The sequence below is a fragment of the Sorangium sp. So ce117 genome (assembly GCF_051524395.1).
GTDB classification, from domain to species: domain Bacteria; phylum Myxococcota_A; class Polyangia; order Polyangiales; family Polyangiaceae; genus Sorangium; species Sorangium cellulosum_B.
In genome coordinates this window covers 838,951-864,910 of sequence record NZ_CP150309.1, presented here as the reverse complement: position 1 = coordinate 864,910, position 25,960 = coordinate 838,951, and the positions used below count along the sequence as shown (strand labels likewise).

The window sequence follows — 25,960 nt, the reverse complement described above, 5'->3', positions numbered from 1 at the left end:
CACCGCGAGGCCGCGCTCAGAACCGGAGATCGCCGCGCGGCGCCTCCACCTTGCCGTCGAGCGCGTCGATCGCCTTCGCGACCTCGGGGTCGTCGACGGTGGGGACGTGCACCACGAACTTCACGTAGAGATCCCCGGGCTCCTTCGCCTTGCGGGCGATGCCCTTGCCGCGCAGCCGCATCACCTGGCCGGTCTGGGTGCGCGCCGGGATCTTGAGCGTCACCTCGCCGTCGGGCGTGGGGATGCGGATCTTCTCGCCCCGGTAGGCCTCGCCCAGGGTGACGGGGACGTCGAGGTGGAGGTCGTCGCCCTCGCGCTTGAAGAACGGGTGCGGCGTGACGTGGATGTTGAGCAGCAGATCGCCGGGCTCGCCGCCGCCCATGCCCGGCGCGCCCTGGCCGCGGATGCGCAGGCGGCTGCCCTCGGCGGCCCCGGGCGGGACGCGCACCGTGACCGGCTCGGGATCACCCTCGCGCTGGAGCTGGAGCGTCGTGCCACGCACCGCCGACACGAAATCGATGGTGAGGTTCTGCTCGATGTCGCCGCCACGGCCGCGCGCCGGCTGCGGGCGGCGGCCCGCGCCCCCCGCGCCGGCGCGGCCACGGCCAAAGAGGTCGCCGAGGATGTCGCTGAGGTCGCCTCCGGCGGGGGCGTTGCCGAAGATCTCCTGGACGTCAAAGCCGCCGGGGCCGCGGCCCCCGCCGCCGGCCCGCGCGTTCGCGTAGCGGCGGTAGGCGCGGGCGCGCTCGGGATCGAAGTTCTGCGAGAGGCTCTCCTCGCCGAACTCGTCGTAGAGCGCGCGCTTCGTCTTGTCGCTCAGCACCTCGTGAGCCTGGTTGATCTCCTTGAACCTCTGCTCGTTGGCCTTCCCCGGGCTCTTGTCCGGGTGGTACTTCATCGCGAGCTTGCGGAACGCCTTCTTGATGCTGTCCTCGTCCGCGTCGCGCGAGACGCCGAGCACGGAGTAGAGATCACGAGCCATGGTCGTCCGTCATCGTTCTGGTCCGCGGGAGGTGCGAGGCGCGCGGACCGCTGCGGGCCTTCATCGGGCCGAAACCTAGATCTGCCGTCGGTCTTCGTCCACTGGGGGCAGCCGCCTGCGCGAGCGTCAGCGGTGGAACGCGCGCGGCGCGGCGCGCCTCAGGCGCTCACCCGGAATGTCGTACCGGTGGGAGAGTCGGCAACCTCGATGCCGTCGCGCTCGAGCTCCTTCCGGAGGGAGTCGCCCCGCGCGAAGTCCTTCGCGGCGCGCGCCGCGGCGCGCTCGGCGAGCTTCGCCTCGATCGCCTGCCGGGTCGTGCCGAGGAGCCCGAGGCGCTGCTCCTGCGTGCGAGCCTGGTAGACCGGAGACGGCGTCTGCAGCAGGCCGAGGACGTCGAGCGAGGACCGCAGGGCCGCGTGGAGGCGGCGCGCGAGCGGCGGGGCGGCGCGGGCGACGTCCTGGTCCTTCCCCCGCCGCTGTGCCGCGTCGGCGAGCTCGTTGGCGGCCTTGGCGACCTCGGCGATGATCGAGAGCACGACGGGGGTGTTGAGGTCGTCGTCGAGCGAGGCGGCGGCGCGGCCCGGCGCGCCGTCGGCGAGCGCGGCGAGCGCCGCGAACCCCTTCGGGAGCCGCGCCGGCAGCTCCGGCGCGGCGCCATCGCCGGCGTCGGGCGGGCCGGCGAGCGCGGACAGTCGATCGAGCGTCGCATACAGGTAGTCGACGCGGCGCTCGGCCTCGACCACGCCGGGGAACACGACGCGGCCGTCGTCGCGCTTGTGGGTGTCGAACTCGAGCGGGCCCCGGTAGTGGACCGTGAGCAGGAAGTAGCGGAGCGCCTCCGGGTCGTTGCGCGCGTAGACGTCGCGGAGCTTGACGAAGTTGCCGAGCGACTTCGCCATCTTCTCCTTGTCGACGTTGACGAAGCCGTTGTGGATCCAGATCGAGGCGAGCGGCGCGCCGTCCGGATGGGCGGCCTCGCTCTGCGCGATCTCGTTCTCGTGATGGGGAAAGACGAGATCCATGCCGCCGCAGTGGACGTCGAAGCCGGCCCCGAGGTAGCGGCCCGCCATGGCGGAGCACTCGATGTGCCACCCGGGACGCCCCTTGCCCCACGGGCTGTCCCAGCCCCACCCGCCGGGGGCGACCCCCTTCCAGAGCGCGAAGTCGAGCGGATCGCGCTTGTCCTCGCACGGACCGACGCGCGCGCCGACCCGCAGCTCGTCGAGGTTGCGCTTCGAGAGCTTGCCGTAGGAGGGGAAGCTGCGGACCGAGTAATACACGTCGCGCACGTCGCGAACGTCGCCGGGCCGCTCGACGACATAGGCCGCGCCTCGCTCGATCAGCCGCTCGACGAGGGCGATGACCTCCGGGATGTGCTCCGAGACCTTCGGCTCGACGTCGGGCGTCAGACAGCCGAGGGCGGCGACGTCGTCCTGGTACAGGCGAGCCATCCGCGCCGACAGGTCCATGGGAGGCTCGCCGGACTCGGCCGACCGCTGCAGGATCTTGTCGTCGACGTCCGTGACGTTTCGAACGTAGACGACGCGGAGGCCGCGCGCCCTCAGGTGGCGGACGAGGATATCCGGGGCGAGCGCGGCGCGGCCGTGCCCCACGTGCGCGACGTCGTAGGTCGTCGGGCCGCAGCAGTACATGCGGACCTCGCCAGGCCGCCGTGGGGCGAGCGGGGCGAGCTTCTGGGTCAGCGTGTCGTGGAGGCGCAGGGCGGACATCGGCCGGGGGTCTATCAAGGCAGGCGGATGCTGTCACGGGCCCGCGTGCTTAAGGTGGTCACGATGCTGCCCGTCCGTGACCAACTGCCGACCCGCAAGCTGCCGGTCGTCAACTACCTGCTGATCGCGCTCAACGTCCTCGGTTTCTTCTGGATGCGATCGACGATCGCGGCCGGGTTGCCGCCCGACCGGCTGCTCTCGGCGTGGGGCCTCGTCCCCGAGCAGCTCCTGGAAGCGCCGAGCGACGCGTGGTGGACGGTCTTCAGCAGCATGTTCCTGCACGATCCGACGGGGTGGGCCCACCTCGGCGGGAACATGCTGTTCCTCTGGATCTTCGGCGACAACGTCGAGGACGCGCTGGGCAGCGCCCGCTACGCGGCCTTCTATGTGCTGTCCGGGATCGCCGCCGCAGGCGCGCAGATCATCATCGATCCCGGCTCGACGATCCCGATGGTGGGCGCCTCGGGCGCGATCTCGGGCGTGCTGGCCGCGTACGCGTCGCTCTACCCGCGATCGCCGATCACGGTGCTGAACCCGATCTTCCTCCTGTGGTTCATCTTCGGGCTGTTCCTGGAGCTCCCGGCGTGGCTGGTCATCCTCGAGTACTTCGTGGTGAACCTGCTGAACGGGCTCGGCTCCATCGGCGTGCGCGGCGGCGGCGTGGCGTTCTTCGCGCACCTCGGGGGGTTCGTCGCCGGGCTCTTCCTCGTCCGCATCTTCATGACAGGGCGCGCCCGGCGCGAGCACGAGCGCTGGCAGCACTTTCGCCCGTCCCCCCGGCGCCCCGCTGCCCGCCGGGCCCCGCCGTGGGACGCGCCGCGGCGGCGAGACTCCTGGTGACGGCGAGGTACGACCAGGAGAGGAGCGACCCGAGGTGCGGCGCCCCGTACGCGGCGCGCGCCGAAAAAGCGGGTGAGATCCGAAGGATCTCGCCGGAACGGCCGGGCTGCTCGCGGTTCGCCCAGGATGCAAAAGCGTGATAGCGTCGGCCCGCAGCGATGCGACGACCCCTTCGAAGGCGCCTCACCGCCTCGGGTTCTGCGGGCGAGGCAGCGGACCCCCGAGCCTGGCTGCTCGCCGTCGCGATCGCGCTCGCCGCCTGCGGAGGGCCGTCGTTCGACGGAACGGTCTACCGCGGCACGGACGTGGCGTTCCGCGTGCCCCCGGCGCCGGCGAGCTGGGAGCGGCTCGAGGTGTCGGACGCGGCGGTGGCGTACCGCGACGACGCGAACGGGGCGACCATCGCCCTCAACGGGCGCTGCCGGAACGAGGAGGACATCCCGCTCGTCTCGCTGACCAACCACCTCTTCCTGCACTTCACCGAGCGCGAGGTGCTGAAGCAGGAGGTCGTGCCGTTCGACGGCCGCGAGGCGATGCACACCGTCATGTCGGCGAAGCTCGACGGGGTGCCGAAGGTCTTCGACATCTGGGTGCTCAAGAAGAACGGCTGCGTGTACGACATGCTCCTCATCGCCGATCCCGCCCGCTACGCCGGAAGCGAGCCGGCGTTCACGCGGATGGTCCGCGGCTTCTCGACCCTGCGCACCGATGACCGATGACGACTGATCGCAAACGGCCCGTGGCGGCGCCGCCGCCCGCCTCGAACGGCCCGCCGGCCGCCTCCTCCGGCGGGGGCTCCACCAGCGTGCCCCCGCAGAGCCTGCAGCCGACAAGCGTGCCCCCGCAGAGCCAGGCGCCGAACAGCCTGCCCCCTCCGCCGCTCCCCCCGCTCCTCGCCCGGATCAACGAGACCGCGGTCGGGTTCGTCGAGCACCTCGGGCAGTTCGGGCGGATGACCTGGGGGGCGCTCAGGTCGATGTTCGAGCGGCCGCTCGAGATCCGCTCGACCCTCTATCAGATGGAGGCGCTCGGCGTCCGCTCGGCCGCCATCGCGTCGGTGACGGCGCTCTTCGTCGGGATGGTCATGGCGGTGCAGTTCGCCATCGGCCTGCAGAAGTTCGGCGGCATGGAGTACACGGGCCGCATCATCGGCCTGTCGTTCTCGCGCGAGCTGGCGCCGACGCTGACGGCGGTGATCGTCGGCGGCCGCATCGGCGCCGGCATCGCGGCCGAGGTCGGGTCGATGGCCGTCACCGAGCAGATCGACGCGATCCGCGCACTCGGCGCCAGCCCGCTGAAGAAGCTCGTCTTGCCGCGGCTGCTCGCGAGCATCGTTGTGATGCCCGTGCTCGGCGCGTTCGCGCTCGTGCTGGGCTTCGGCGGGGCGATGCTGGTCTGCGCGACCGAGTTCGGCATCCCCGCCGGCTTCTTCCTGAGGACGGCGCTCGGCTCGGTCACGTTCAACGATTACTTCAGCGGGATGTACAAGACGCCCTTCTTCGGGGCGATCATCGCGCTCGTCGGGTGCCACTTCGGGCTGATCACGCGGGGCGGAACGGAGGGCGTCGGCCACGCGACCACGCGCACGGTGGTCGTGACGTCGATCACCATCCTGATCGCCGACTTCTTCCTGACCAAGATGTCCATCCTGCTCTTCCCGACCCGGTGAGCAGGGGCGGTCCGGGAGGCGCCCAGATGCCGCCGCCGACGTCGCAGCGAACGCTGGCCGGGCTCCTGCCGGCGCTGCTGGCCGGGGTGCTGTTCGGGGTGCCGTTCGGGGTGACTGCCTGCCAGGGGGACGCCGGGAGGGAGGGCGGGGTCGCGGAGGCGAGCGACGGCGGCGCCGCGCTCCCGGAGGGCACGCCGGCGCCGCGGCGGCCGACGCGGCACTACCACCTCCGCCGGACGGACGACGGGTGCGAGCTCTTCTGGATCGATGGGGATCTCGTCTCCGCGTCCCAGACTGTCGTGTGCCCGCCCGACCTCGAGGTGGGCGAGCGCCTCCGCCTGACCGGCAAGACTTGCCTCCGCGAGTCGGCGCAGACCCCCGCGCGCGCCGTGCCCGTCGTCTGCCCGCTGCCGCTCATGACGATGGAGAAGGCGGACAGGGCGCCGCCCGACGCCGGGGCGCCGCCCGACGCCGGCAAGCGAGACGGTGGGTAAGAGGCAGGCAAGCGGCGGGGCCATCGAGGGCACAAGCGCGCAGCCGACCACGTCCCTGGAGCATCGTAGTCCGGGGGGGTAGCGTCATGCGGCACGCGGATACCGTCGTGATCGGATCGGGCGCCGGCGGGCTCACTGCGGCGCTCGCGCTGGCGCGCGCGGGACAGAAGGTGATCGTCGTCGAGCAGCACTACCTGCCCGGCGGGTGGACGCACAGCTTCTCGCTGAACGGGTACCTGTTCAGCCCGGGAGTCCATTACATCGGCGGGCTCGGCCCGGGGGGCGCCGTGCGGCGGCTCTACGAGGGGCTCGGGCTCTCGGGAGATCTCGAGTTCTGCGAGCTCAACCCGGATGGGCTCGATCACCTGATCATCGGCGACGAGCGGCTCGACGTGCCCAAGGGCCTCGATCGGCTCATCGCCCGGCTCACGGCGCGGTTCCCGCACGAGGCCGCGGGGATAGCGCGGTATTTCCGTGTGCTGCGCGGGGTCAACGACGATCTCGGGCGGCTCGAGGCGGTGCTCGAGTTCCCGAGGGTGCTGCTCGCGCCGTTCAAGGTGCCGAGCCTCGTGCGCTGGGGCCTCCGCACCCAGGAAGATCTGCTGGACGCGACGATCCGTGATCCCCTGCTGCGCGCGTTCCTGTCGGCGCAGGGGGGCGATCACGGGCTCTCGCCGTCGCGCGTGGCGCTGCCGGTCCACGCGGGCATCGTCTGCCATTACATGGATGGCGGGTACTACCCGCGCGGGGGCGCGAAGCGGATCCCGCTCGCGATGATCAGGGCCCTTCGCCGGCTCGGCGGGCAGGTGCGGACGCGCGCGCGGGTGAAGCGCATCCTCGTCGAGCAAGGGAGAGCGGCCGGCGTCGAGCTGGAAGGGGGAGAGGTCCTGCGCGCGGCGAGCGTCGTCTCGAACGCGGACCCGGCGATCACCTATGGAGAGCTGCTGCCGCCCGAGCTGACCGCCCGCGAGCGCCGCAAGGTCCAGCGGATGGAGTACTCGGTCAGCCTGCTCAGCGTGTTCTGCGCGGTGGACATGGACCTCCGGTCGATGGGTTACGACTCAGGCAACTACTGGTGGTACCGCGGGCGAGACGTGGGGCGCCTCTACGAGCGCATGGAGCACCAGCTGCCGCGCGGGGCGGTGGACGGGCTGTTCCTGACCATCACGACGCTGAAGGACCCGGGCCACCCGACCCGGGGCGACCACCACACGATCGAGATGTTCACGTTCGTGCCCCACGGCCCCTTCACGCGCTGGGAAAAGACCCGCACGGGCGAGCGAGGGGCGGACTACGAGGCGTTCAAGGAGTCGATCGGAGATCAGATGATCGCGGCGGCGGAGAACGTCATCCCAGGCATCTCGCGCGCGCTCGTGTTCCGCTCGGTGGCGACGCCGCTGACCAACGACTTCTACTGCGCCACGTACCGCGGCGCCGCCTACGGCACCGCCAAGACGAGGTGGCAGCTCGGCCCGCTGTCGTTCTCCATCGGGACGAGGATCCCGGGGCTGTACCAGTGCGGGGCCAGCACGCTGAGCCACGGGGTGGCAGGCGCCGCGATGTCAGGCCTCATGGCCGCGCAGCGGATCACGGGCGCGGCGCGCGCGGAGGATCTGCTCGGGCCGGCCGACGGCTCGCTGCGGACCTACCCCGCCGATCGGCCGGAGGAGTGGCTGCACGAGCGGAGGAGGGCGAGCGCGGCGGCGCAGGCGGACACGGGAGACGAGATCCACGAGGGGACGTGAGCCGCGCTTGAGCCGCGCTGCCGCCCTATCGAGCGCTAACCGGCCGGCGTCCTGGACCGGAACGTGATCTGCACGAGCGGCATCACGTCGGGATCGTCCTGTGTCTCCCGCTCGAACTGGAGCACGTCGTAATAGCCGCACCGCGGCCTGCCAGGGTAATCGCGGCAGACCTCGGGCCGGGCCTCGTAGATGGTGCAGCCGCGGGTCGTGAGATCGAGGAAGCGGCAGACCCTGCCGAGCACCGGATCCGACTGCCGCCGGAGGATGCGCTCGTCGTTGTAGCGCTTCGTGAAGCGCTCCTCAGCGGCCTCGAGCGTGAGGCCGAAATGGCGGGCGAGCCGCCGCAGGTCGCGCGGCGTGACCTCGACCCGCTCGTAGATGGAGCAGCAGTAGGCCGGGCACTTCGAGCAATCGTAAGAGACGCGGGGCTTGGCCTTGAGGGTCGTCGTCATGGATCGTGGGGGACGTGCCTTCACTCGTTGAAGCCGAGCTGCTCCCGCGCCTCGCTCAGGCCGTCGCTCACGGCGAAGACGATGAGGTCGCGCGCCTCCGCGTTGCGCCCGATCCAGGTGACGCGGTCCTTGCCCGCGGCGGGCGGCGCGTTCGTGTTGCCGCCGGACCAGGCGATGCCCGTGAGGACGACGTTGATGTCGCCCACGGCGAGGAACGCGGCCCGGTTCCCCCAGCCGTTGATCGCGGTGTTCAACGTCGAGGCGCGGTTGCCGATCGAGCCGATGACGTCGGCGGCGAGCACGCTGATCTTCGGATCCACGCCGCCCGCCATCACCCGCTCGATGCGGCCGTGGTACTCGCGCAGGCGCCCGGCGTCCGCGCCCTGCGGCGACCACGACGGGACGAACGCCTTCAGGTAAGCCGCGAGCAGCGGCCAGAGATCGATCGGCGCCGTCCGCGAGAAGGCCGAGGCGTTGGTCTGGAGGATCTTGACGGCGCGGTGGATGAGGGCGAGCCGGACGTCCTCGCGCGGCGAGGTGACGAGCGCCTGGCCGAGGACGATCTTGGGCGGGCTCGTGGACGCCGGCACGCAGACGGCGCCGAGCGCGCCCGTCATGTAGACCTGCAGGCCGGGGAGGCCGTACGCCGCGCCGATGCCGCGCGCCAGATCGGTGATCTCGGCGTGCTGGGGCGGCAGCGGCGTCGCGCGGATCGAGTCGAGATCGAACGGCACCGCGGCGTCGAGCAGCGGGCCCGTCTTGAGCAGGAGCTCCCGGAACGCCGGGGTCATGAGCTCCGGCGCGAGGTGGGCGTCGAGGCGGGCCGCGCCGGCGGCGTTGCCCGCGCCGCCCATCGCGGCGTCGCGGCCGTCGAGCGCGTCGACCGTCGCGCGCGCGATCTTCGCGGCGCCGGCGCGGCCGCGGAGCTCCGCGACCGTCGCGACCGTCGAGAAGAGGTAGGGCTCGAAGCGGCCGGTGTTGAGCGCGCGGCGCGCGTCGGCGAGGGCGCGATCGAGCAGGGTGGTCGCCGCGGAGGCCTGCTCGGTGCGCTGGTAGTAGCGGGCCAGCGCGCCGAGGGCGAAGTCGTCCTTCGGCCACGTCTTGCGGGCCGTGAGCAGCGTGGCCTCGGCCTTCTTCGCGTCCCCCATCGCCTCGTAGATCTCGGCGAGCTCCGCGGTGCGGCGGCACTTCTGCTCGGGCGCCTCCGCGGCGTTGATGAGGAGGTTCTGCTGCTCGAGCGCGCGGGCGCCGTCGCCGGCGCGCTTGTAGAGCGAGACGAGGCGCTCGCGCGCGCTCACGTCGCCCGGCGAGCGCTTCAGGATCTCCTGGTACGCGAGCTCGGCGCGCTCCGCGTTCGGGAGGTGCTCGTCGTAGAGCTCGCCCAGGCGGAGGTAGATCGCGACCTGCTTCGCGGGCTCGGGCACGAGGCGCGCGAGGCGGATCCACGCCTGCTCGGCGCCGGCCCAGTCGCCCTCGCCGGCGCAGACGTCGGCGAACGCGGTCAGGGCCTCGACGTGATCGGGGTTCGCGTCGAGCGCGGCGGCGAGCGCGCGCTTCGCGGCCGCCGCGTCGCCGACGTCGGCGAGCGCCCGGCCGCGCAGGACCTCCATCTCGACCCGCTCCGCGGGATCCGTCACCGCCTCGAGGCGGCGCTCGAGGAGCGCGGCGAGCTCGGCGCGCGCCCCCTCGGCGATGTAGATGGCCCTGAGCCGCGAGAAGACGTCGGCGTACGACGGATCGACCGTGGCGACCGCCTCGAGGACGTCGCGCGCCCGCGCGACGTTCTGGACCTTGTCCTGCCAGAGCACGGCCGCGGCGTAGAGCGAGTGCGCGCGCCCCTCGGGGCCGACGCTCGCGCCCGCGGCAGACTCGAGCGCCGCGGCGGCGGCCGCCGGGTCGCCGCCGCGATCGAGCGCGTCGGCGAGATCGAGGTGCGCGACGAGGTAGTGCGGGACGAGCGTGATCGCGTGCCGGAAGAAGGCGACGGCGTCCTCGATCGAGCCCGCGAGCAGGGCGTCCCTGGCGGCGCGCACCGAGAGGGCCGCGGCCTCGGACGGGCGATCGGTGCGCTCGATGAGCTGGCGATCCGCCTCGATCGCGAGGGCGTGATCCGCCTTCGCGCGGGCCTGGGCGGCCATCTGGCGCAGCGCCCAGATGCCGCGGGGCTCGTTCCTGTACGCGATCTGGACCGGCTCGAGCGCCTCCTCCCACGGGAGCACGCGCAGGCGCAGCCGCGCCGACAGGAGCGCGTGGGCGATCGCCTCCGGGCCGTCGAGGACACGCGCGATCTCCAGGGCGATCGGCTCGAGCTCCTCGTCGCGGCCCTCGCTGATGAGGTACGAGGCGACCCGGCGGAGCGTCGGCAGGTGGTGCGGCGTCTCCTCCAGGATGGATCGGCGCCAGAGCAGGGCGCTGCCGGCGTCCTTGCGCCCGTGCTCGTCCAGCTCCGCGAGGCGCTCGTAGATGTCGAGGCGCTCCGCCGCGTCCGCCGCCTCGCGGGCGCGCGGGATCAGGGCGTCGACGAGCTCTCCTGTGCCGTGGCCCGCGACGGCCGCGCGGTAGAGGGCGATCGGCGCGAGCGCGTTGTCCCCGGCGGCGATCGCCTGGCGGGCGCACGCGGCGGCCTGCGCGAGGTCGCCGGCGCGCTCGTGGTCGAGGGCGGCCTCGAGCGCGAGGCGAGCGGCCTCGATGCCCGCGGCGGCGCGGTCGTCACCCGAGCGGCCGGCGTCGCCATCACCGCCTGCGTCGAGGGCGCGCAGGAGCTCGGCGGCGCGCTCGGCGCGCCAGGAGGCGCGGTCGGCGGGCGGCTCCGGCGCGAGCCGCTCGAAGAGCTCGCGCAGGCCGATGTCCTGGGGGCGCGAGCGGTGCGCCGTCTCGAGGAGCGACGCCGCGGCCGCGGGGTCGGCCTCGGCGACCAGGAGCGCCTCGCGGACGAGATCGTGGGCCCGCTCGAGGGGGTCGGCCGCGCCCTCGCGGCGGGTCCTGAGCCACTCGAGGAGGCCGTCGCGGTCCACCCGGGCGCGCGCGCTCCGCTCGCCGAGGTGGAGCGCGACGGGGAGCTTCGGATCGATCTGGGCGGCGCGCGAGAGCAGGCGCTCGCCCTCCTCGTTGTCGCCGCCGTCGAGCAGGCGGATCGCGGCCTCGGTGACGAGCACCGCGGCCCGCGGCCCCTCGTCGAGCGTGAGCGCGTGCTCCGCGAGGATGCGGGCCGCGCCGACGCCGCTCTCCTGCGCGGCGCGGGCGCGCGCGGCGCCCTCGTGCTGCGGGTCCGCGGCGCGGGCGCGATCGAGATCGCTCATCGCCGCGCGCTGATCGCCCGCGATCTCCGCGAGGACGGCGGCGGCGAGCGCGCTGTCGCGCTCGGACGCGACCTCGCGCAGCGACGCCACGGCCCTGGCGACGCGGGCGCCGCGATCGCCGTCGAGATCGAGCTCGAGCGCGAGCGCCCGGAAGAGCGGGCTCTCCGGCGCGGTGTCGCCGTACGTGACGACCGCGCGGGAGAAGGCGTCGCTCGCGTCGACGCCGCCCTCGGCGGGGACGGCCTCGCGCGAGAGCGCGCGGCCGAGGGCCGCGGCGGCGCGGGCCCTCGGGCCGCCGAGGGGGCGCACGCCCCTCGACGCGGGCGCGCCGTCCACGGAGGCCACCGCGGCGTCGCCGCCGGCGTCGCTCAGGGCGGCGCTCGCCGCGGCGCAGAGCGGCGCGAACTCGGGATCGTCGGCGAGGGCGTCGAGCCACGGGTCGATCTCGCCCGCGGCGCCGCCGGCGAGCGCCGAGAGGACGATGCGATCGGCCGGCGAGAAGGCGCCGCCGGCGTCGCCGGCGTCGAGCGTCGCGTCGCGCACCGCGGCGGCGTCGCCGAGCTCGATCGCCTGCGCCGCGAGGGCGCGGCGCGCCTGGCCGCCGTGCGAGCCGGCGGCGACGCTGCGGAGCGCGCCGAGCGACGCCGGGCGGGTCTCCTTGCGCGCGGCGCTCAGCGCGGCGGTGAGCCACGCGACGGCGGGCGCGAGCGAGGTGCCGCGCAGGGGATCGAGGGTCGCGAGGCCCTCGGCGAGGTCGCCGGCGCCGAGCAGGGCGCGGGCGCGGAGCAGCGCCTCGTACGGCGTGGCGGGGGCGGCGCGGCCGCGCGCCGGCCGCGGGGCGCCGCGGTGCGCTGCGACCTGAGCGCTCGCGGCGGCGAGCGGCGCGAGCTCGGGCGCCTCGGGGAGGCGGAACTTCGCGAGCACGGCGGAGGCCGCCGCGTCCGAGTCCGGCGCGGCGAGCGCCTCGCAGAAGCGCTGGACGTGCGCGCGGGGATCGGGGGGGTGCGTCCGCGCCGCGAGCTCGAAGCGTTTGTGGGCGCCCTCGGGATCCGCGAGCGGGATGCGGCAGAGCTCCGCGCCGAGCACGAGGTTGTGGCAGCGCGCGGCCGGCGTGCCCAGGACGCGGGTCTCGCTCTCCAGCGCCTCGAGCGCGGCGGGCAGATCTGCCTCGCGCATCAGGAGGCCGCGGAGCTGGCGGTGCGCGAAGATCAGGCTCGGGGCGAGATCCCGCGCCTCGGCGGCGATGGCGCGGGCGGTCGCGTCCTCCCCGGCCATCACGTAGAGCTCGGCGACGGGAAGCAGCGCGCGCGCCCGGGCCGCAGGGTCCTCGATGAGCTCTGCCTCGGAGCGGAGCCACGCCGCGCGCGCCGCCCACACGTCGCGCTGCTGCGACTGGACGAGGATCGCGCTCGCGTCCTGCTCGCCGTCGAACACCGAGGCGGGCGGCGGGATCGACGGCAGCGGCGGGAGGCTCTCCGGCGCGCGGGAAGGAGCCGATGACAACGGGCCCGAAGGAGGCGCCGACGGGACGCGTGCTGACGAAGACGGGCGCGGCGGCGACGACGACGGCACGCGCGACGACGACGGCACAAACGATGACGGCGACGGCACGAACGACGACGACGGCCGGACGTGGGACGCCGCGAACGGGCGCGGCGGCGACGACGACGGCACGAACGACGACGACGGGCGCGGCGGCGACGACGACGCGCGCGGCGATGAAGGCGGGCGCGGCGGCGCGAAGGCGACGCCGCTGTCGGGTCTCCGGGTCGCGACGCGCGTCTGCGCGAGATCGTCCTCGAGCTCTTCATCGGTCGGCTCGGCCGACCCGCTGAGCAGGCTGGACTCGTCGACGAGCTCGCCGGGATCGCTGTCGGCGGCGGGCTGATCCCAGCGGCTGGCGGAGGCGGACGACTGGCCGGTGTACGGCCGGGTCGTGGGCCCAGGCTCGTCGAGGGCGTTCGTCTCCTCGTCGTCGATGCCGTGCGTCTCCTCGTCGTCGAAGGCGTGCGCCTCCGCGAATCGGCCGCTGCTGGCGCCGCTGGGCGGCGCGAACTCGAACGGGGAGTCGCCGCCGTCGGGGATGGGCGTCGCGCGGTCGCCCGGCTCGGCGGTGTCCTCCTCGAACACAGGCTCCCGGCGCGCCGACGGCGGCGGCAGCGGGGGCGGCGGGGCGGCGGGCTGCGGGCGCGGCGCCGTGAACCTCGCGGACGGGGCCGGCGGCGGGATCTTCGGCGTCCGATCGCCGGGCGTGAGCTCCGCGCCGAGCGACGCCTTCACGTCGCCCGGCCTGCTGCCCGAGCGGGGCGGGGCGGCTGGGCGGGGCAGCGACGGGGGGCGCGGCGGCGGGATGGGCGCCGGGGGCCGGCGCGTCCCGTGCAACGCCGGCGCCGAGGTCACGACCCCGTCGTCGGCGTCATCGGCGCGCTGATCCTCGAACAGCATGTCGAGCAGCGCGTCGCTCTCTCCGGCGCTCTGCGCGGGCCTCGCGGGCACGGGCACGGGCTCGCGGGAGAACAGCTGCTTCAGGCCGCCTTCGCCGGCGCGCTCTCCCTCCTCGGCGCCGCGGATCGACTGGATGAGCTCTTCGGGGATCTTCGCGAGGAGCGTGGCCTCCTCGACGTCGCCCTCCGAGACCGCCGCGCCGTACATCGCCGGCGGGGGGACCGTGATCTTCTCCTGCGACGGCGCGCCCTCGTCGCCGCCGCCGCCAGAGGAGCTCTTGGATTGCGGATTCTTGCTCACCGGACCCCCATGCCGAGCTTCTTCCGGAGCTCGAGGTAGCTCTGCGAGAGGACGAACGCGACCAGCTGACGGGCCCGCTCGCTCTCGGCGACGACACCGCCGAGCTGCTCGCGCGGGGTATTGAGGATGTCCGAGAGGACCAGCGAGACGTCGCCGGCGGCGATGACGGCCATGCGGTCGATGCTCCTGCGCGCGGCCTGCGCCCAGCGGAGCGGGTCCTGCTGGCTCGAGACGATGCGCTGGCAGACGTCGGCGATGACCTTGCGGGTCGCGCGCGACATCTCCTTGTGGATGGCGCGCGAGACCTCGCCGAAGACGGCGTAGGGCGGCTGCGGGACCGCGAAGCCCGCCTCGATGCACGCGGCCGCGACGAGCGAGGCGACGGTGCTGTCGTCCCGCGTCCTGAGCGACGAGATGCCCCGGCGCAGCGCGAACGCCTCGCGCGCGATCGCCGAGCGCGAGGCGGCGTCGAGCGGCGTCGTGATCTCGGGGCCGAGCACGAGCGCCGGCAGCTGGCCGTAGACGCCGGTCGCGCCGCGAGGGCTGGGGCCGCCGACGTAGAGCTCGAAGTCCGTCTCGAAGCTGAGCGCGCCCATCCACTCGGCGACCGCCACGCGCAGGGGGTGGCCGCCGCGCGAGTCGATGCGGTCCTTCTTGCCGACGCCGAGCGACACGAGCGAGGGGCCGAGCGCCATGCAGATGGTCTCGGCCATCTTCGCGAACAGCTCGCCGACGGGCCCGGTGTCGAGCGGATCGGCGATGTCGGCCATGGCCTTGGCGTCGAGGGCGATCTGCGGCCGCGCCGGGACGCGGGCGTCGATCTTCCTGAGCTCCGCGGAGATGCCGTCGTCGATGCGGACGAGCGAGACGAGCGCGCCGAGCGTGGCCTGCCGGAGCGCCGCGTCCTGCCCCGCGCCGGCGATCTTCGCGAGGAGCGCGACCCGGTCCGCGTCGATCGGCTCGACCGCGAGCGCCTGGATCAGCGTCGCCTTGGCGCGGCCGAGCACGCGGGTGCGGAAGGCGGGCTCGTAGTCCGTCGTGAGGACGAGATCGATCGCCTCGCCGTCGTCCGGCGCCTCTTCGAGGAGCTTCGCGACGGCCCGCTCGGCGCGGCGCGGCGCGCGGAGCTGATCCCGGTAGATGGCCATCGCGAGGCGCGCCGCCTCGATCCGCCCCTCGGGGGTCTCGCGCTCGGCCATGAGCTCCTCGAGCAGGCGCGTCGCCTCGTCCCAGGAGCCGACCCGGGCGGCGACCCGGACGAGGCGCTCGCGGACGACGGGCGTCGACAGCCCGGCCCGGTGCAGGCCGATCAGCACCTCGAGCGCCCTGTCGTGCTCGCCGAGCTTCTCGTAGGCGTCGACGGCCGTGATCCCCGACATGAGGCGCTGCTCCCCCGGCGCCTTCGCGACGCGCGAGAGCTCGGCGTAGAAGGCGGCCGCCTGGCCGAGGTCGCCCTGCGCCTTCGAGATGTCGGCCGAGAGCGCCAGGGCGCCGATGTGATCCGGCTCGAGCAGCGTCACGTTCTCGAGCGCAGCGAGCGCGTCGTCGAGCCTGCCCTTCTTGCGGAGCACGCGCGCGCGCTCCCAGAACAGCTTGCAGAGCTCGAGGTCGTTGTCCGCCACGCCGAGCCGCCTCTCGATGATGTCGAGCAGCCGATCGTCCTCGTTGCGCGCGCGGACCCGGCGGAACAGCCGGTCGAAGGCGACGCCGCGCCGCGGGTCGCGCGCGAACGCGCGATCGAAGGCGATCTCCGCGTCGTCGTGGGCCTCGGTGTGCTGGAGGAGCAGGAGCCCAGCGCTCTCCCAGAACCCCGCGCCGCGCGCGTCGTCCTTGCAGAGCGCCCCGAGCTGCGCCGAGGCGAGCGCCGTCGACACGGGGTCGCGCAGCGCCTCGGACGTCGCGCGGACGCCCTCCCAGGCGGCGACGTCGTCGGGCCGCCGCTCGACGACCGCGCGGAACGCGGCGAGCGCGCGCTCGTGATCCCCGGCCGCGAAGTCCGACCAGCCCGCGAGGCCGAGCGCGGTGAGCTGCGCCTCCTCGCCGAGCGCGTCGCCGAGCCCGTGCAGCGCCGCGGCGCGGCGCCGCGGATCGCAGCCGGGGAGCGCGAGCTCGAGGTTGGCGAGCTGCGCGGGCGCGTGCTCGCCCGTGAGGAACGGCCGCGGCAGGTTCGGCTGATCGAGCGCGCCGACGATCGCGGCCGAGGCCTCCATCGCGGCGCGGGCCTCGCCCTCCATGTGCCGCGCGAGCGCGCTCCGCGCGGCGACCTCCGCCTCGCGGTCCTCGGCGCCGAGCGCGGCGCCGAGCCACTCGAGCTCGGCGTGCGGGCTCGGGTCGGCCGCGGCCCACGCCGCCGCGCGCGCCGCGGTGCGCGCGCGATCCTGGTCCAGGGTCCGCGCGAGGCGGAAGCGCTCGGCGTGCGCGATCGTCGCGGCGCCGTCGCCGCGCTCCTCGATGTAGTCGAGCGCGCGCTCGACGGCGCTCCGCTGCTCGAGGGCCGGCTGCCAGAGGAGGCGCCCGAGCGCGGCGGCCAGGGCGAGGTCGTCGCTCGCCTGCGACTCCAGCGCCTCGAGCGTCGCGAGCGCCTCGTCGGCGTCGCCGCCCTCGGCCGCGCCGACCTCGAGGCCGAACCGCGACAGCGCGAGCGCCGCCGGGTCCTCGCCCGCTTCGCCTGCGACCTCGAGGGCGCGGCGCCGGCTCTCCAGATCGCTCGCCTCGTGGCCGCGAAGGGCCCAGGTGAGCGCCGTCGCGCCGGCGCGCGGCGCCTTGCCGCGCGCCGCCTCGAGCTCCTCGACGGCGCGCCCGCGCTCGCCGGCGCGCCAGAGCAGGATCGCCGCCTCGATGTGCAGCGCCGCCGAGAGATCGGCGTCGTCGATCGCCGCGGCGCAGGCCGAGAGCGTCGCGGCCGCGGCGGTGGGGCTCCCGGCGCGCCGGTGGAGCTCGGCCAGGAACACCGCGACGACCTCGTCGTCCGCGGATCGCTCGAAGAGCGCGCGGAGCCGGCTCCGGGCGCGATCCAGATCGCCGCCGCGCGCGCTGCGCAGGGCAGCGACGAGCCACAGCCCGCGCGCGGTCTCCTCGCCCTCGACCTCGGCGAGCGCCTCGATGACCGTCGGCGAGCGCCGCGGGCCGGGGGCGCCGGGCTCGTCGCCGCGCTCGCGCCGGCTGCGGACGAGATCGACCGCGAAGGCGCCGAGCGCCCGCCCGAGCCACGCGTTCGGCGTGGCGCCGTCGTCGGCGCCGGCGTCGGCGAGCTCGGCGAAGGCGCCCTCGGCGCCGTCCGCGTCCCCCCGGAGGAGGCGGCTCCGGCCGATCTCGAACCACAGGCTCGCCTTCTCGGCCGGGTCGACGCCCGTCGAGAGCAGCCGCTTCGTCGACTCCTCGTACCAGGCCGCGTCGCCGCGGAGCGCCGCGAACGACCGGCCAAAGCGCGCGAGCACGCCCGGGTGGACGCCGGCCATGCCGGCCTGCGACAGGGCCGCCTTCGCCGCGCCGACGTCGTCCGTCCGCACCGCCCAGACGTAGGCTGCGAGGAGCAGCGCGCGCCCCCTCGCGTCGTCGCTGGCGTACGAGGCCGCCGTCGCCTCGAGCGAGGCCGCGAACGCGGACGGGTCCTGACCGTCTCCGAGGAGATCGATCTCCAGCGCGCGGGCCGGGATGCACTGCGGATCGGCCGCGAGCGCGCTCCGGAGCGCCGCGAGCGCGGCCTCGCGATCGCTCGCGAGCGCCGCCGCCTCGGCGACGCGGAGCCACAGGGCCGCGGCGCCGGGCCCGCTCGCGCCGCGCGCGATCTCCTGCTTGGCCAGGCTGGCGGCGGCCTCGGCCTCGCCGGCGGACTCGAGCGCGGCGATGCGCGCCCGGCCGAGCAGCGTCGACTGGGGCAGCCGCTCCGCGGCCCGCTCGAGGAGCGACGCGAAGCCGCCCGTCCCGGCCCGCTGCGTCAGCTCGGCGGCGCGGAGCCACGCGTCGGCCGCGTGCTCCGGCTTGCGCAGGGTCCGCGGGACGCCGTTGGCGTCGCCGCTCGCCTCGTCGTCGAGCGCGTCGGCGATGAGCTCCGCCTGCCCCTCGAGGGCGCGCGCGAGCGCGCCGAGGTCCTCCTCGCGCCGGGCGATGACCTCGAGCGCGAGCTGCGACCTGAAGCGCGCCCGACCCTCCAGCGCGGCGGCCGCGTCGAGCAGCTCGTAGGCGCGCTCCACGTTCTCTGTCGCCGCCGCGAGGTCGGCGAGCTCGATGAAGAGCAGCCCCTTCCACGTCGCGTCCGTCGCGAGCTCCGCGCGGGCCTCCAGCGCGCGCATCCGGCCGGCGAGGTCCCCTTCCTTGGCCGCGATGAGCTCGAGCTCGAGCCACGGGGTCGCGTCCTCCGGGTTGCTGAGCGCCGCCTCTTCGAGCGCCTCCTTGGCCGCCGCGAGGTTCTGCTCGTGGTCCTGGAGGTACGCCGCGCGCTCCCAGAACGAGCGCGCCCGCTCCTCGGGCGTGGCCGCGGCGCGCGTGAGCGCGTCGAGCAGCTTGCCGAGGTTCTTGATCGACTTGCGCCGCGTGAGGATGCGGACCAGCGCCTCGAGCGGCTCGCGGAACTGGGGATCCGCGTTGAACGCGGCGAGGTAGTCGCGCGCCGCCGTGGGCTCCTCGCCGAGCGCCTCCTCGAGCGCGCCGAGCTCGTGCAGCAAGAGCGCCTGGAGCTGCCGCTCCGGTTGCTCGCCTTGCTCCGCGCGGAGCCGCGCGATCAAGGCCGTCATGCTCTCCGCCTGCCCCTCGGGTGCCTGAACCGTCATCTCGCTCGCGACGCCTCCGAACGGGGTCTCATCTGTGCGCACCGCATGACGATGGCGGAGAGTAGCGAACCGAACCTGACGGAGTAAAGCGCGCTGGGCAGGGAGCGGGCTCGAACAGCGTCGAGCGGCGTCGAGTGGGCAGCCTGGCCGCGCGCGCGGCGGGTCGAGCGGCGGACACGAATGTGCGCGCGCCCGCGCCCGGCGAGGAGATCCGCGGAGCACGCCGGTCGACCACGTACGCCGCCGGAACCGCCGGAAAACGAAGAACGGTGGGCGCGCTCGCGCGCGGCGCGACGCGCGCGAGCGGGCGGAGGTCGCTCGCTCGCGAGGAGGAGGCGGGGTTGCGGGGCTGAGGAGGAGGGAGCGCGAGTCGGCCGGGGCGCCCCGGTCGACCGAGCCGCCGGGGCACGCCTGGCCCGGCTGCCGGGCTAGGCCCTGCCCAGCACGGCGTCGAGCTTGTCGTTGACCTTCGACTCGACCATGCCCTTCATCGCCTTCAGCAGGAACGGGAGATCGATCTCCACATGGACCGCGGACGCCTCGACGCGAACGAGGCCCTTCGTCCCCTTCGCGGCGCCGCCCGGCGCCTCGAACCGGATGACGTCGCCATCCCATCGCCACTGGATGCCGAGCTTGTCTTCCATGCCCCACGCAAGCTCTTCCGCGCGCTTCCTGGCCTCGTCCTTGGTGAGCGCGTGCTGCCGACGGATGTCGATCGTCGCCATACGGTATCTCCACTCGTTCGCGTCCACGGCGACGCGCCGCGCGCGGTACGCTTTACTTACTCGATCCGACGCGCGATCCAAAAGCCGCGCGGCGTGTCGACCGGGCCGCTCACGCCCCCCTTGGGGAGGCTGAACAGCTCGTACTCCGGCGCGGGCTCGAGCACGCCGCGCGGGATGTAGCCGAGGTCGTCGGTCGACCCCTTGTCGCCCTTCTCGATGGCGGCCTTGAAGTCCGTCTTGGCCACCTCGGCGAGCTCCCTGGCGAGCGCCAGCGCGGCGTCCTTGGAGCGCGCGGTCGGCGCCGCGCCCTGCGCGCCGCGGTACTGGAGGAGCACGACGCCGAAGCGCACCTTCTTCGGCGCCTCGGCCGGCAGCGAGGGCGGCGCCTCTCCCGAGAGGAGCGTGACGCCCGCGTCGGATCGCCCCGCAGGCTCGGGGCCGCGCTCCTGGACGATGCCCTCGGCGCCGGCGTCGCTCCCCGCGTCGGCGTCGCCCGCCGCGGCCGTCGCAGGCGAGGCGGCGGCGTCGGCGGCGTCGGGGCCTGCGTCGGCGGGCGCGCTGGCCGCGTCGCGCCCCTTCGAGCCGCCGTGCGTGATGACGAACGCCAGCGCGCCCGCGAAGAAGAGCGTGTAGATGACCGCCGTCGAGCGCTGCATGAGCGGCAGCGCGTTAGCACAGGTGGAGGACGCTTGGCGAGGCCGCGATGGCGACACGCGCCGCCTGCCAGACGGCGTCGCCGCTCCGTTACCGTCCCCGCCCGTCCCCGCCCGTCCCCGCCCCCCTCCGTCCCCGGCCGCGCCGCGTCTGCGCGCTGTCCGCTTCCTACTTCCGGACGAAGCACGCGACATGCCCGAGGAAGTCGCCGATTTGAGGGCGCCCGGCAGAAGAGGCGATCCTAAGGACCACAACCCCTGCTAGTAAGGAGAGCGGATGTCGGGGCATCCCGGCCTTTCGGAGGCCGAACGAGCGTGGGGGCGCCTGCGAAGGCGCTCGCAGCGCCGGCATCGGGTCGGGAAGCATGATCAAGGTCGAGTGCGACGGGTGCAAATCGCCGTACCAGGTCGACGAGAAGCGTGTCCCCCCTGCGGGGCTCAGGATGCGCTGTCCGAAGTGCGGTACGAGCTTGCTGGTGACCAAGGGGGGCGCAAGCGCAGCGCCCGCGCCGACGCCTGTGCCCACCCCCCCGCCGCGGGCCGGGGCGGGAGGCCTTCAGCTCTCGGAGCGGAGCGCCCCGGCGGCGCCCGAGGACGCCGATCTGCCCATGGCGGCTCCGGAGGACATCGCATTCCCCGCGGTCGCGCCTCCCCGACGCCCCGGGCCGGCGGCGGCGCCGGTACCGACGCCGCCGCGCCGCGCGGCGCCCGCGGTGCCTGCGCCGCCCGCGCCGCCTCCTGAGCCGCCGGGTCCGGAGGTCTTCGGCGAGATCGGCTTGCCGGACGTCCCCGATCGCCCCGCCCCGTCCGATCGGCGAAACGCCAAGACGGTGCCGCAGCGGCGCGGCTTCGGAGAGATCGATCTCATGGTCGAGCTCCCGAACCCGACGGACGCCGAGGTGCAAGGGCTCAACCCGGACGATCTGCCGGTCGTCTACGGCAATGCGCCCGGGGCGCCGGTGGCGCTCCCGCCGCGATCGCGCGCGGAGTCCCGCACCGCCCCGGCGACGCCGACCGCGTTCGCCGGCACCGACCTGCCGGCGCGGGTCGAGCCGCTGCCTCCGAGCAGCCGGCGCACCCTCGGGTTCGGCGATCGAGAGTCGGCGCCGGGCGCACCCTCGGGGCCTGGTGCGCGGAACGCGGGGCTCGGCGGGCGAAACGCCGGGGCCACCACGCAGCCGCTCGGTCGCGGGCGCACCCGCGGCGCGGGGGACGCGCCCCCGCGCGTGGCCCCGGAGTACGATTTCGGAGACCTCGACGACGACGCGCCCCCGGCTCCTCCGGCGCGCTCCAGCAGCGGATCCATGTCGTTCGGCTTCGGCGAGCTCGAGCTGCCGCTCGAGGGCGACGGCGACGCCGAGCTGCCCGCAATGTCCGCGGGCGACCTGCCCATCGTCGCCGGCGATCTGCCGAGCTCGGCCCCGGCCGTCATCGGCATGCCCGCCCCGTTCTCGAACACGGGCCTGCCCACGCCGGCTTCCGCGCCGCTCCCCTCGCCGGCGCGCGCCGGGCTCCCGGCCGCGGCCCAGGCGGGCTTCCCTTCTCCGACCGCCGCGGGCTTCCCTGCCTCGGCCCCCGCGGGCTTCCCCTCGAAGTCCACCGGCCCCGCCCTCCCCTCGAAGGCCGCCGGCTCCGCCCTCCCCTCGAAGGCCACCGGTGCCGGCTCAGCTGCAGGACCGGGGACCATCGTCGGCGCCGAGCTCTTCGACGAGGCCCCGCCGGACTACGACGACTCGCGCGTGGGCGCCGCATTCCAGGCGCCCGGGCCGCGCCCCCTCCCGCCGCAGGCAGCGCCGGAGCCGCCCAGCAGCGGCGCCATGCCGCCCGTCGACTTCGGCGCCATACCCCCCGCCGACTTCCTCGCCGCGCCGCCCGCCGACGCCCGCGCCGCGTCCACCACCGGCTTCGGCGCCGCCGATTTCGGCGACGAGATCGCGCTCGGCGAGAGCGTCACGCAGCTCGCCCCCGGCGGCGCGCCCACCCCTTACGATCCGTCCGACCGCTCCGCGAACTTCACGCAATCGCCAGCGGACGCCGACGATCGGGGCATCGAGCTCAGCGAGCCGCACCCCAGCGTCGGGGACGAGGTCGACCTGACCGGCGCGGGCACCGAGATCGGCGACCTGAGCGCCGGTCCCGGCGCGCAGGCCGAGAAGCCCGCGGCGACCACGGAAGCGCCGCCGCAAAAGTCGAAGATCAAGCGCTACGTCGTGGCGGCGCTCGCGGTCGCCGCCGTCAGCGGCGGCGCGCTCGCGCTCGTCCCGGACGTCGGCGCCTTCGGCGTGAACCTCATCAGCGACCGGCTCAACGCCTTCGCGCACGAGGGGGCGCTCGCCGAGCTCCGCCAGCGGACCCAGACGGCCTTCGCCAAGGACACCGCGTCGGCCGCCAACGGAGCGCTGAACGACGCGAACGCCACGCGGGCCAATGCGCCGCGCCACCGGGCGACCATGGCCTACGCCGCGTACATCGCCTTCGCGCGGAGCATCCGCTTCGGGCACCGGACCGTCGACGACGCCTTCGGCAAGGAGATGCTCACGCTCGCGAGCTCCCATCCGGGCGACCTGCTCTCCATGGCCGTCGCGGCGCAGGCCGCGGCCAGCGGCGAGCTCCCGCGCGCGCGGCAGGCCGCGCAGGCGCTCGCCGCGCAGCTCAAGGACGACATCGATCTCGCCGTCCTCGCGGCCGAGATCGAGCTCGCCGCCAAGGACGCTCCCAAGGCGATCGCGGCGTGGCAGCACGCGAGCGGCCTCCAGAAGAGCGCGCGCACGCTCTACGGCCTGGCCCGCGCGCAGATCCTCGCCGGGGACGCCGCGGGCGCCGAGGCGAGCGCCCGCGGCGCGCTCGAGGCCTCGCCCGACCACGTCGGGGCTCGCACGCTGATCGCGTCGCTGCTCTGGCAGACCCCGGGCCGCGAGCAGGAGGCGCTCGATCTGCTCGGCAAGGTCACCGGCGACGGCCCGACCCGGGCCGCCGCGAGCGACCCCGAGATCGTCGACGCGTACACGCTGCTCGGCGCCATCCACCTCACGAGGTCGCGGATGAGCGCGGCGGAGCAGGCCTTCGCCGCCGCGGTGAAGCTCGACCCGCAGGCGGTGCGCGCCCTGATCGGCAACGGCGAGGTCCTCTACCGGTCGGGCCGCTACTCCGAGGCGCAGGCGCGCTTCGAGGCGGCGGCCCGGGCCAACGCCCAGAACCTCGCCGCGCAGCTCGGCAAGGCGAAGACGTGGCTGGCGCAGGAGCGCATGAAGGAGGCGAAGGACCTCCTGAAGGAGCTGCAGAAGACCCACGCGGCGGCCCCGCAGGTCGCTTACTGGCTCGGGCGCACCGAGCTCGCGCTCGGCAACAAGAAGGACGCGGAGCAGGCGTACCTCGACGCCGTGAAGTCGACGGAGAACCTCCCGGAGGTCGTCGACGCGTACGTGGCGCTGGCGTCGCTCCTGTCCAGCATGGGCCGCAACGAGGCGGCGGCGGAGAGGCTGTCGGAGGCGACGGCGAAGTTCCCGGACCTGCCCGCGCTGCACAAGGCCAAGGCGGAGGTCGCGCTCCAGACCGGGCGGTATGACGAGGCCCGGCAGGAGCTCGAGCTCGCGCTCGCGAAGGAGGACGACCTCGGCAGCCAGTTCAAGCTGGGCGTGGCGTACCGTCGCCTGCGCCGGTTCGAGGACGCCGCGAAGATCTTCGACAAGGTCACGGCGGCCGACAAGGACTACCCGGGCCTCGCGCTCGAGCGCGGGCTCCTGTTCGAGGAGACCGGCCAGAGCGAGCGCGCGCTGGAGATGTACGCCGACGCGCTCCGCAAGGCGCCGAACGACATCGACCTGAAGCTGCGCGTCGGCTCGACCCAGGTCATGGCGGGGCACGCGAGCCAGGCGGAGCCCATCCTGCGCGACGTGCTCAAGGACCGCGCGAACTCCGCCGAGGCGAACCACTTCCTCGGCCGCGCGCTCCTCGTGCGCGGCACGAACATGGCCGAGGCGCTGCGCTTCCTGGAGCGCGCCGCGGAGCTCGATCCGAACCGCGCCGAGTACCACCTCTACGTCGGCTGGGGCGCCAACGAGACGGCCCAGACCGCGCGCGCGGAGATGGCGCTGAGGCGCGCGCTGGAGCTCGACGCGGAGCTCGGCGACGCGTACTGGCAGCGCGGCGTGCTGCTGCAGAAGCAGGGGGCGAGCCGGGACGCGCTGGCGGATCTGAAGATCGCGCTGGAGAAGCGGCCGTCCCGCTACGAGGCCTACGCCACGATGGCGCTCTGCTACCAGGATCAGGGCAACTGGGCGGCCGCGGAGGAGGCGTGGCGCAAGGCGATCGCGGCCAACGACAAGGTCCCCGAGTGGCACTACCGCCTCGGCAAGATCTACGCGTCGCGTGGCAACCGGGCCGGGACCGCGAGCGAGATGGAGCAGGCGGTCACCCTGGGCGAGGCGCCGGACCGCTCGACCCCGCCGTGGCTGTTCGACGCGCACTTCCTCCTCGCCGAGGCGCTCCGCGCGGCGAACAACCGCGAGAAGGCCGTCCACCATTACCAGCGCTTCCTGGAGACGGCGCCGACCGACAACGCCTACCGGCGCGACGCGGAGCAGGCGCTGGAGGGCCTGGGAGCGGGCAAGGGGCGCTGAGGCCGAGCGAGCGCCCGGCGCTCGGCTATCCTGGCGGATGTCCCCCTCCGTCAACGCCCGCCTCGCGGTGCGCGCCGACATGCCCGAGGTGGCGCGCTTCGCCGCGCAGCTCGTCCGCCTGCACCACGCCCTCGATCCGCACCGCTTCATGTGCCTGGAGCCGATCGAGCCGGGCTACGAGCGATGGCTCACGAGCGAGCTCGCCAACCCCGACGCCGCGATCGTCGTCGCCGAGCGAACCGGCGCCGAGCCGGCGCTGGTCGGCTACGCCTACGGCCGCCGGGAGCCGCGCGACTGGAACAGCCTCCTCGACACCTGCGGCGCCCTCCACGACATCTATGTCGCCGAGCCCGCGCGCCGGCTGGGCGCGGGCGCGATCCTCCTCGGGGCCGTCATCGCGCGCCTCCAGGCCCTGGGCGCGCCGCGCATCGTGCTCCACACCGCGACGCAGAACGCCGCCGCGCAGCGCCTGTTCGAGCGGTTCGGCTTCCGTCGCACGATGATCGAGATGACGCTCGGGCTCGAGTGACCGCGGCGTCCGCTCCGCTATCGGCGCGCCGGCCGCTCCTCGATCCGAACATCCGAATCCGATGTCGCTCCCGGCGCGCTGGCCGAGGGCGATGAACTCATGAGCTTCGGCCTCCCCGGCGCGATCCCGAGGGCTCCGCGGCCGTCTGGACCCACACCATCGTGTCGCGCGGCTCGCCCGCGGGCGTCAGGGCGTTCGCCTCGAGCGTCGTCACATGCCGGTACCCGAGCCGCCGGGGCACGGCGGCGCTCGCGGTGTTCCGCGGATCGCAGCGGATCTCGACGCGGCTCACGCCGAGCTCCTCGAGCGCGACCCGGGTCAAGCCTGCCACCACCTCGGTCGCGTAACCGCAGCGCGTCGCGGTTTCCCGGAGCCAGTAGCCGATCTCGATCGCGCCCGGGCCGATCCGGGGATGGAGCCCCGTACCCCCGAGCACGGCGCGCTCGTCGCGCGTGAAGATGCCATAATGAAAGTCGCGTCCTGCCGTGAAGTCGTCCCGGAACTTCTCCAGGAGCGCCGCGGTCGCCTCCACGGAAGAAGGCTCGTGCACGGCCCACGGCATCCAGGGCCGCAGGTGCGCAAGGCTTGTGTCGATCGCCTCCCTGATCAGAGGTGCATCCTCGGGCCGCCACGCTCGCAGCGTCAGCCGAGCGGTCAGGATGCGGTCCGGCGGGCGCTCACCTGTCATCGCGTCGCTCCATGCCTGTCG

Annotated in this window: 15 protein-coding genes; 7 read left to right on the top strand and 8 right to left on the bottom strand. The window is 74.5% G+C overall.

The window, feature by feature from the left end:
* Positions 1-16: 16 nt before the first annotated feature.
* Complete coding sequence (locus WMF46_RS03270; RefSeq protein ID WP_437984254.1) at positions 17-982, bottom strand: DnaJ C-terminal domain-containing protein; 966 nt, start codon at positions 980-982, stop codon at positions 17-19.
* 158 nt (positions 983-1,140) lie between these two features.
* On the bottom strand, positions 1,141-2,712 hold the full coding sequence (gene cysS / locus WMF46_RS03265) for a cysteine--tRNA ligase (protein ID WP_437984253.1): 1,572 nt from the start codon (positions 2,710-2,712) through the stop codon (positions 1,141-1,143).
* Positions 2,713-2,775: 63 nt separating this feature from the next.
* Between cysS and WMF46_RS03260 the strand changes: the two genes are divergently transcribed.
* The 5 genes from WMF46_RS03260 to WMF46_RS03240 all read left to right on the top strand — a co-directional run bounded on the left by WMF46_RS03260 (position 2,776) and on the right by WMF46_RS03240 (position 7,460).
* Entirely contained in the window at positions 2,776-3,552 is a 777-nt protein-coding gene (locus WMF46_RS03260; protein WP_437984252.1) for a rhomboid family intramembrane serine protease, read from the top strand.
* Between the two features lie 158 nt (positions 3,553-3,710).
* The gene (locus WMF46_RS03255) at positions 3,711-4,271 is read left to right on the top strand and encodes a hypothetical protein (RefSeq protein ID WP_437984251.1); all 561 of its coding nucleotides are present in this window, start codon (positions 3,711-3,713) and stop codon (positions 4,269-4,271) included.
* Positions 4,268-5,221, top strand: coding sequence for an MlaE family lipid ABC transporter permease subunit (locus WMF46_RS03250; RefSeq protein ID WP_437984250.1), 954 nt, complete (start codon positions 4,268-4,270; stop codon positions 5,219-5,221). The genes WMF46_RS03255 and WMF46_RS03250 overlap by 4 nt, the downstream gene beginning before the upstream one ends.
* 26 nt (positions 5,222-5,247) lie before the next feature.
* A complete protein-coding gene (locus WMF46_RS03245; RefSeq protein ID WP_437984249.1) occupies positions 5,248-5,715 on the top strand; it encodes a hypothetical protein in 468 nt (155 codons plus the stop codon).
* A 107-nt stretch (positions 5,716-5,822) separates the two neighbouring features.
* Entirely contained in the window at positions 5,823-7,460 is a 1,638-nt protein-coding gene (locus WMF46_RS03240; protein ID WP_437984248.1) for a phytoene desaturase family protein, read from the top strand.
* 35 nt (positions 7,461-7,495) lie between these two features.
* Here the strand turns inward: WMF46_RS03240 and WMF46_RS03235 are convergent, their stop codons facing one another.
* The 5 genes from WMF46_RS03235 to WMF46_RS03215 all read right to left on the bottom strand — a co-directional run bounded on the left by WMF46_RS03235 (position 7,496) and on the right by WMF46_RS03215 (position 20,106).
* Positions 7,496-7,912: a YkgJ family cysteine cluster protein gene (locus tag WMF46_RS03235; RefSeq protein WP_437715531.1), complete on the bottom strand. Its 417-nt coding sequence runs from the start codon at positions 7,910-7,912 to the stop codon at positions 7,496-7,498.
* Between the two features lie 20 nt (positions 7,913-7,932).
* A complete protein-coding gene (locus WMF46_RS03230) occupies positions 7,933-13,956 on the bottom strand; it encodes a hypothetical protein (RefSeq protein WP_437984247.1) in 6,024 nt (2,007 codons plus the stop codon).
* Positions 13,953-18,725, bottom strand: coding sequence for a tetratricopeptide repeat protein (locus tag WMF46_RS03225; RefSeq protein ID WP_437984246.1), 4,773 nt, complete (start codon positions 18,723-18,725; stop codon positions 13,953-13,955). The genes WMF46_RS03230 and WMF46_RS03225 overlap by 4 nt, the downstream gene beginning before the upstream one ends.
* A 428-nt stretch (positions 18,726-19,153) precedes the next feature.
* Positions 19,154-19,450 carry a polyhydroxyalkanoic acid system family protein gene (locus WMF46_RS03220; protein ID WP_437984245.1) on the bottom strand — a complete coding sequence of 99 codons (297 nt, stop codon included), beginning with the start codon at positions 19,448-19,450 and terminating at the stop codon, positions 19,154-19,156.
* Between the two features lie 56 nt (positions 19,451-19,506).
* Complete coding sequence (locus WMF46_RS03215) at positions 19,507-20,106, bottom strand: peptidyl-prolyl cis-trans isomerase (protein ID WP_437984244.1); 600 nt, start codon at positions 20,104-20,106, stop codon at positions 19,507-19,509.
* 362 nt (positions 20,107-20,468) lie between these two features.
* Between WMF46_RS03215 and WMF46_RS03210 the strand changes: the two genes are divergently transcribed.
* Positions 20,469-24,722 (top strand): tetratricopeptide repeat protein, encoded by a 4,254-nt coding sequence (locus WMF46_RS03210; protein ID WP_437984243.1) that lies wholly within the window; start codon positions 20,469-20,471, stop codon positions 24,720-24,722.
* A gap of 37 nt (positions 24,723-24,759) precedes the next feature.
* Positions 24,760-25,251, top strand: a complete 492-nt coding sequence (locus WMF46_RS03205; protein ID WP_437984242.1) for an N-acetyltransferase family protein — start codon at positions 24,760-24,762, stop codon at positions 25,249-25,251.
* 97 nt (positions 25,252-25,348) lie between these two features.
* Here the strand turns inward: WMF46_RS03205 and WMF46_RS03200 are convergent, their stop codons facing one another.
* The gene (locus WMF46_RS03200; RefSeq protein WP_437984241.1) at positions 25,349-25,939 is read right to left on the bottom strand and encodes a GNAT family N-acetyltransferase; all 591 of its coding nucleotides are present in this window, start codon (positions 25,937-25,939) and stop codon (positions 25,349-25,351) included.
* Positions 25,940-25,960 lie beyond the last annotated feature (21 nt).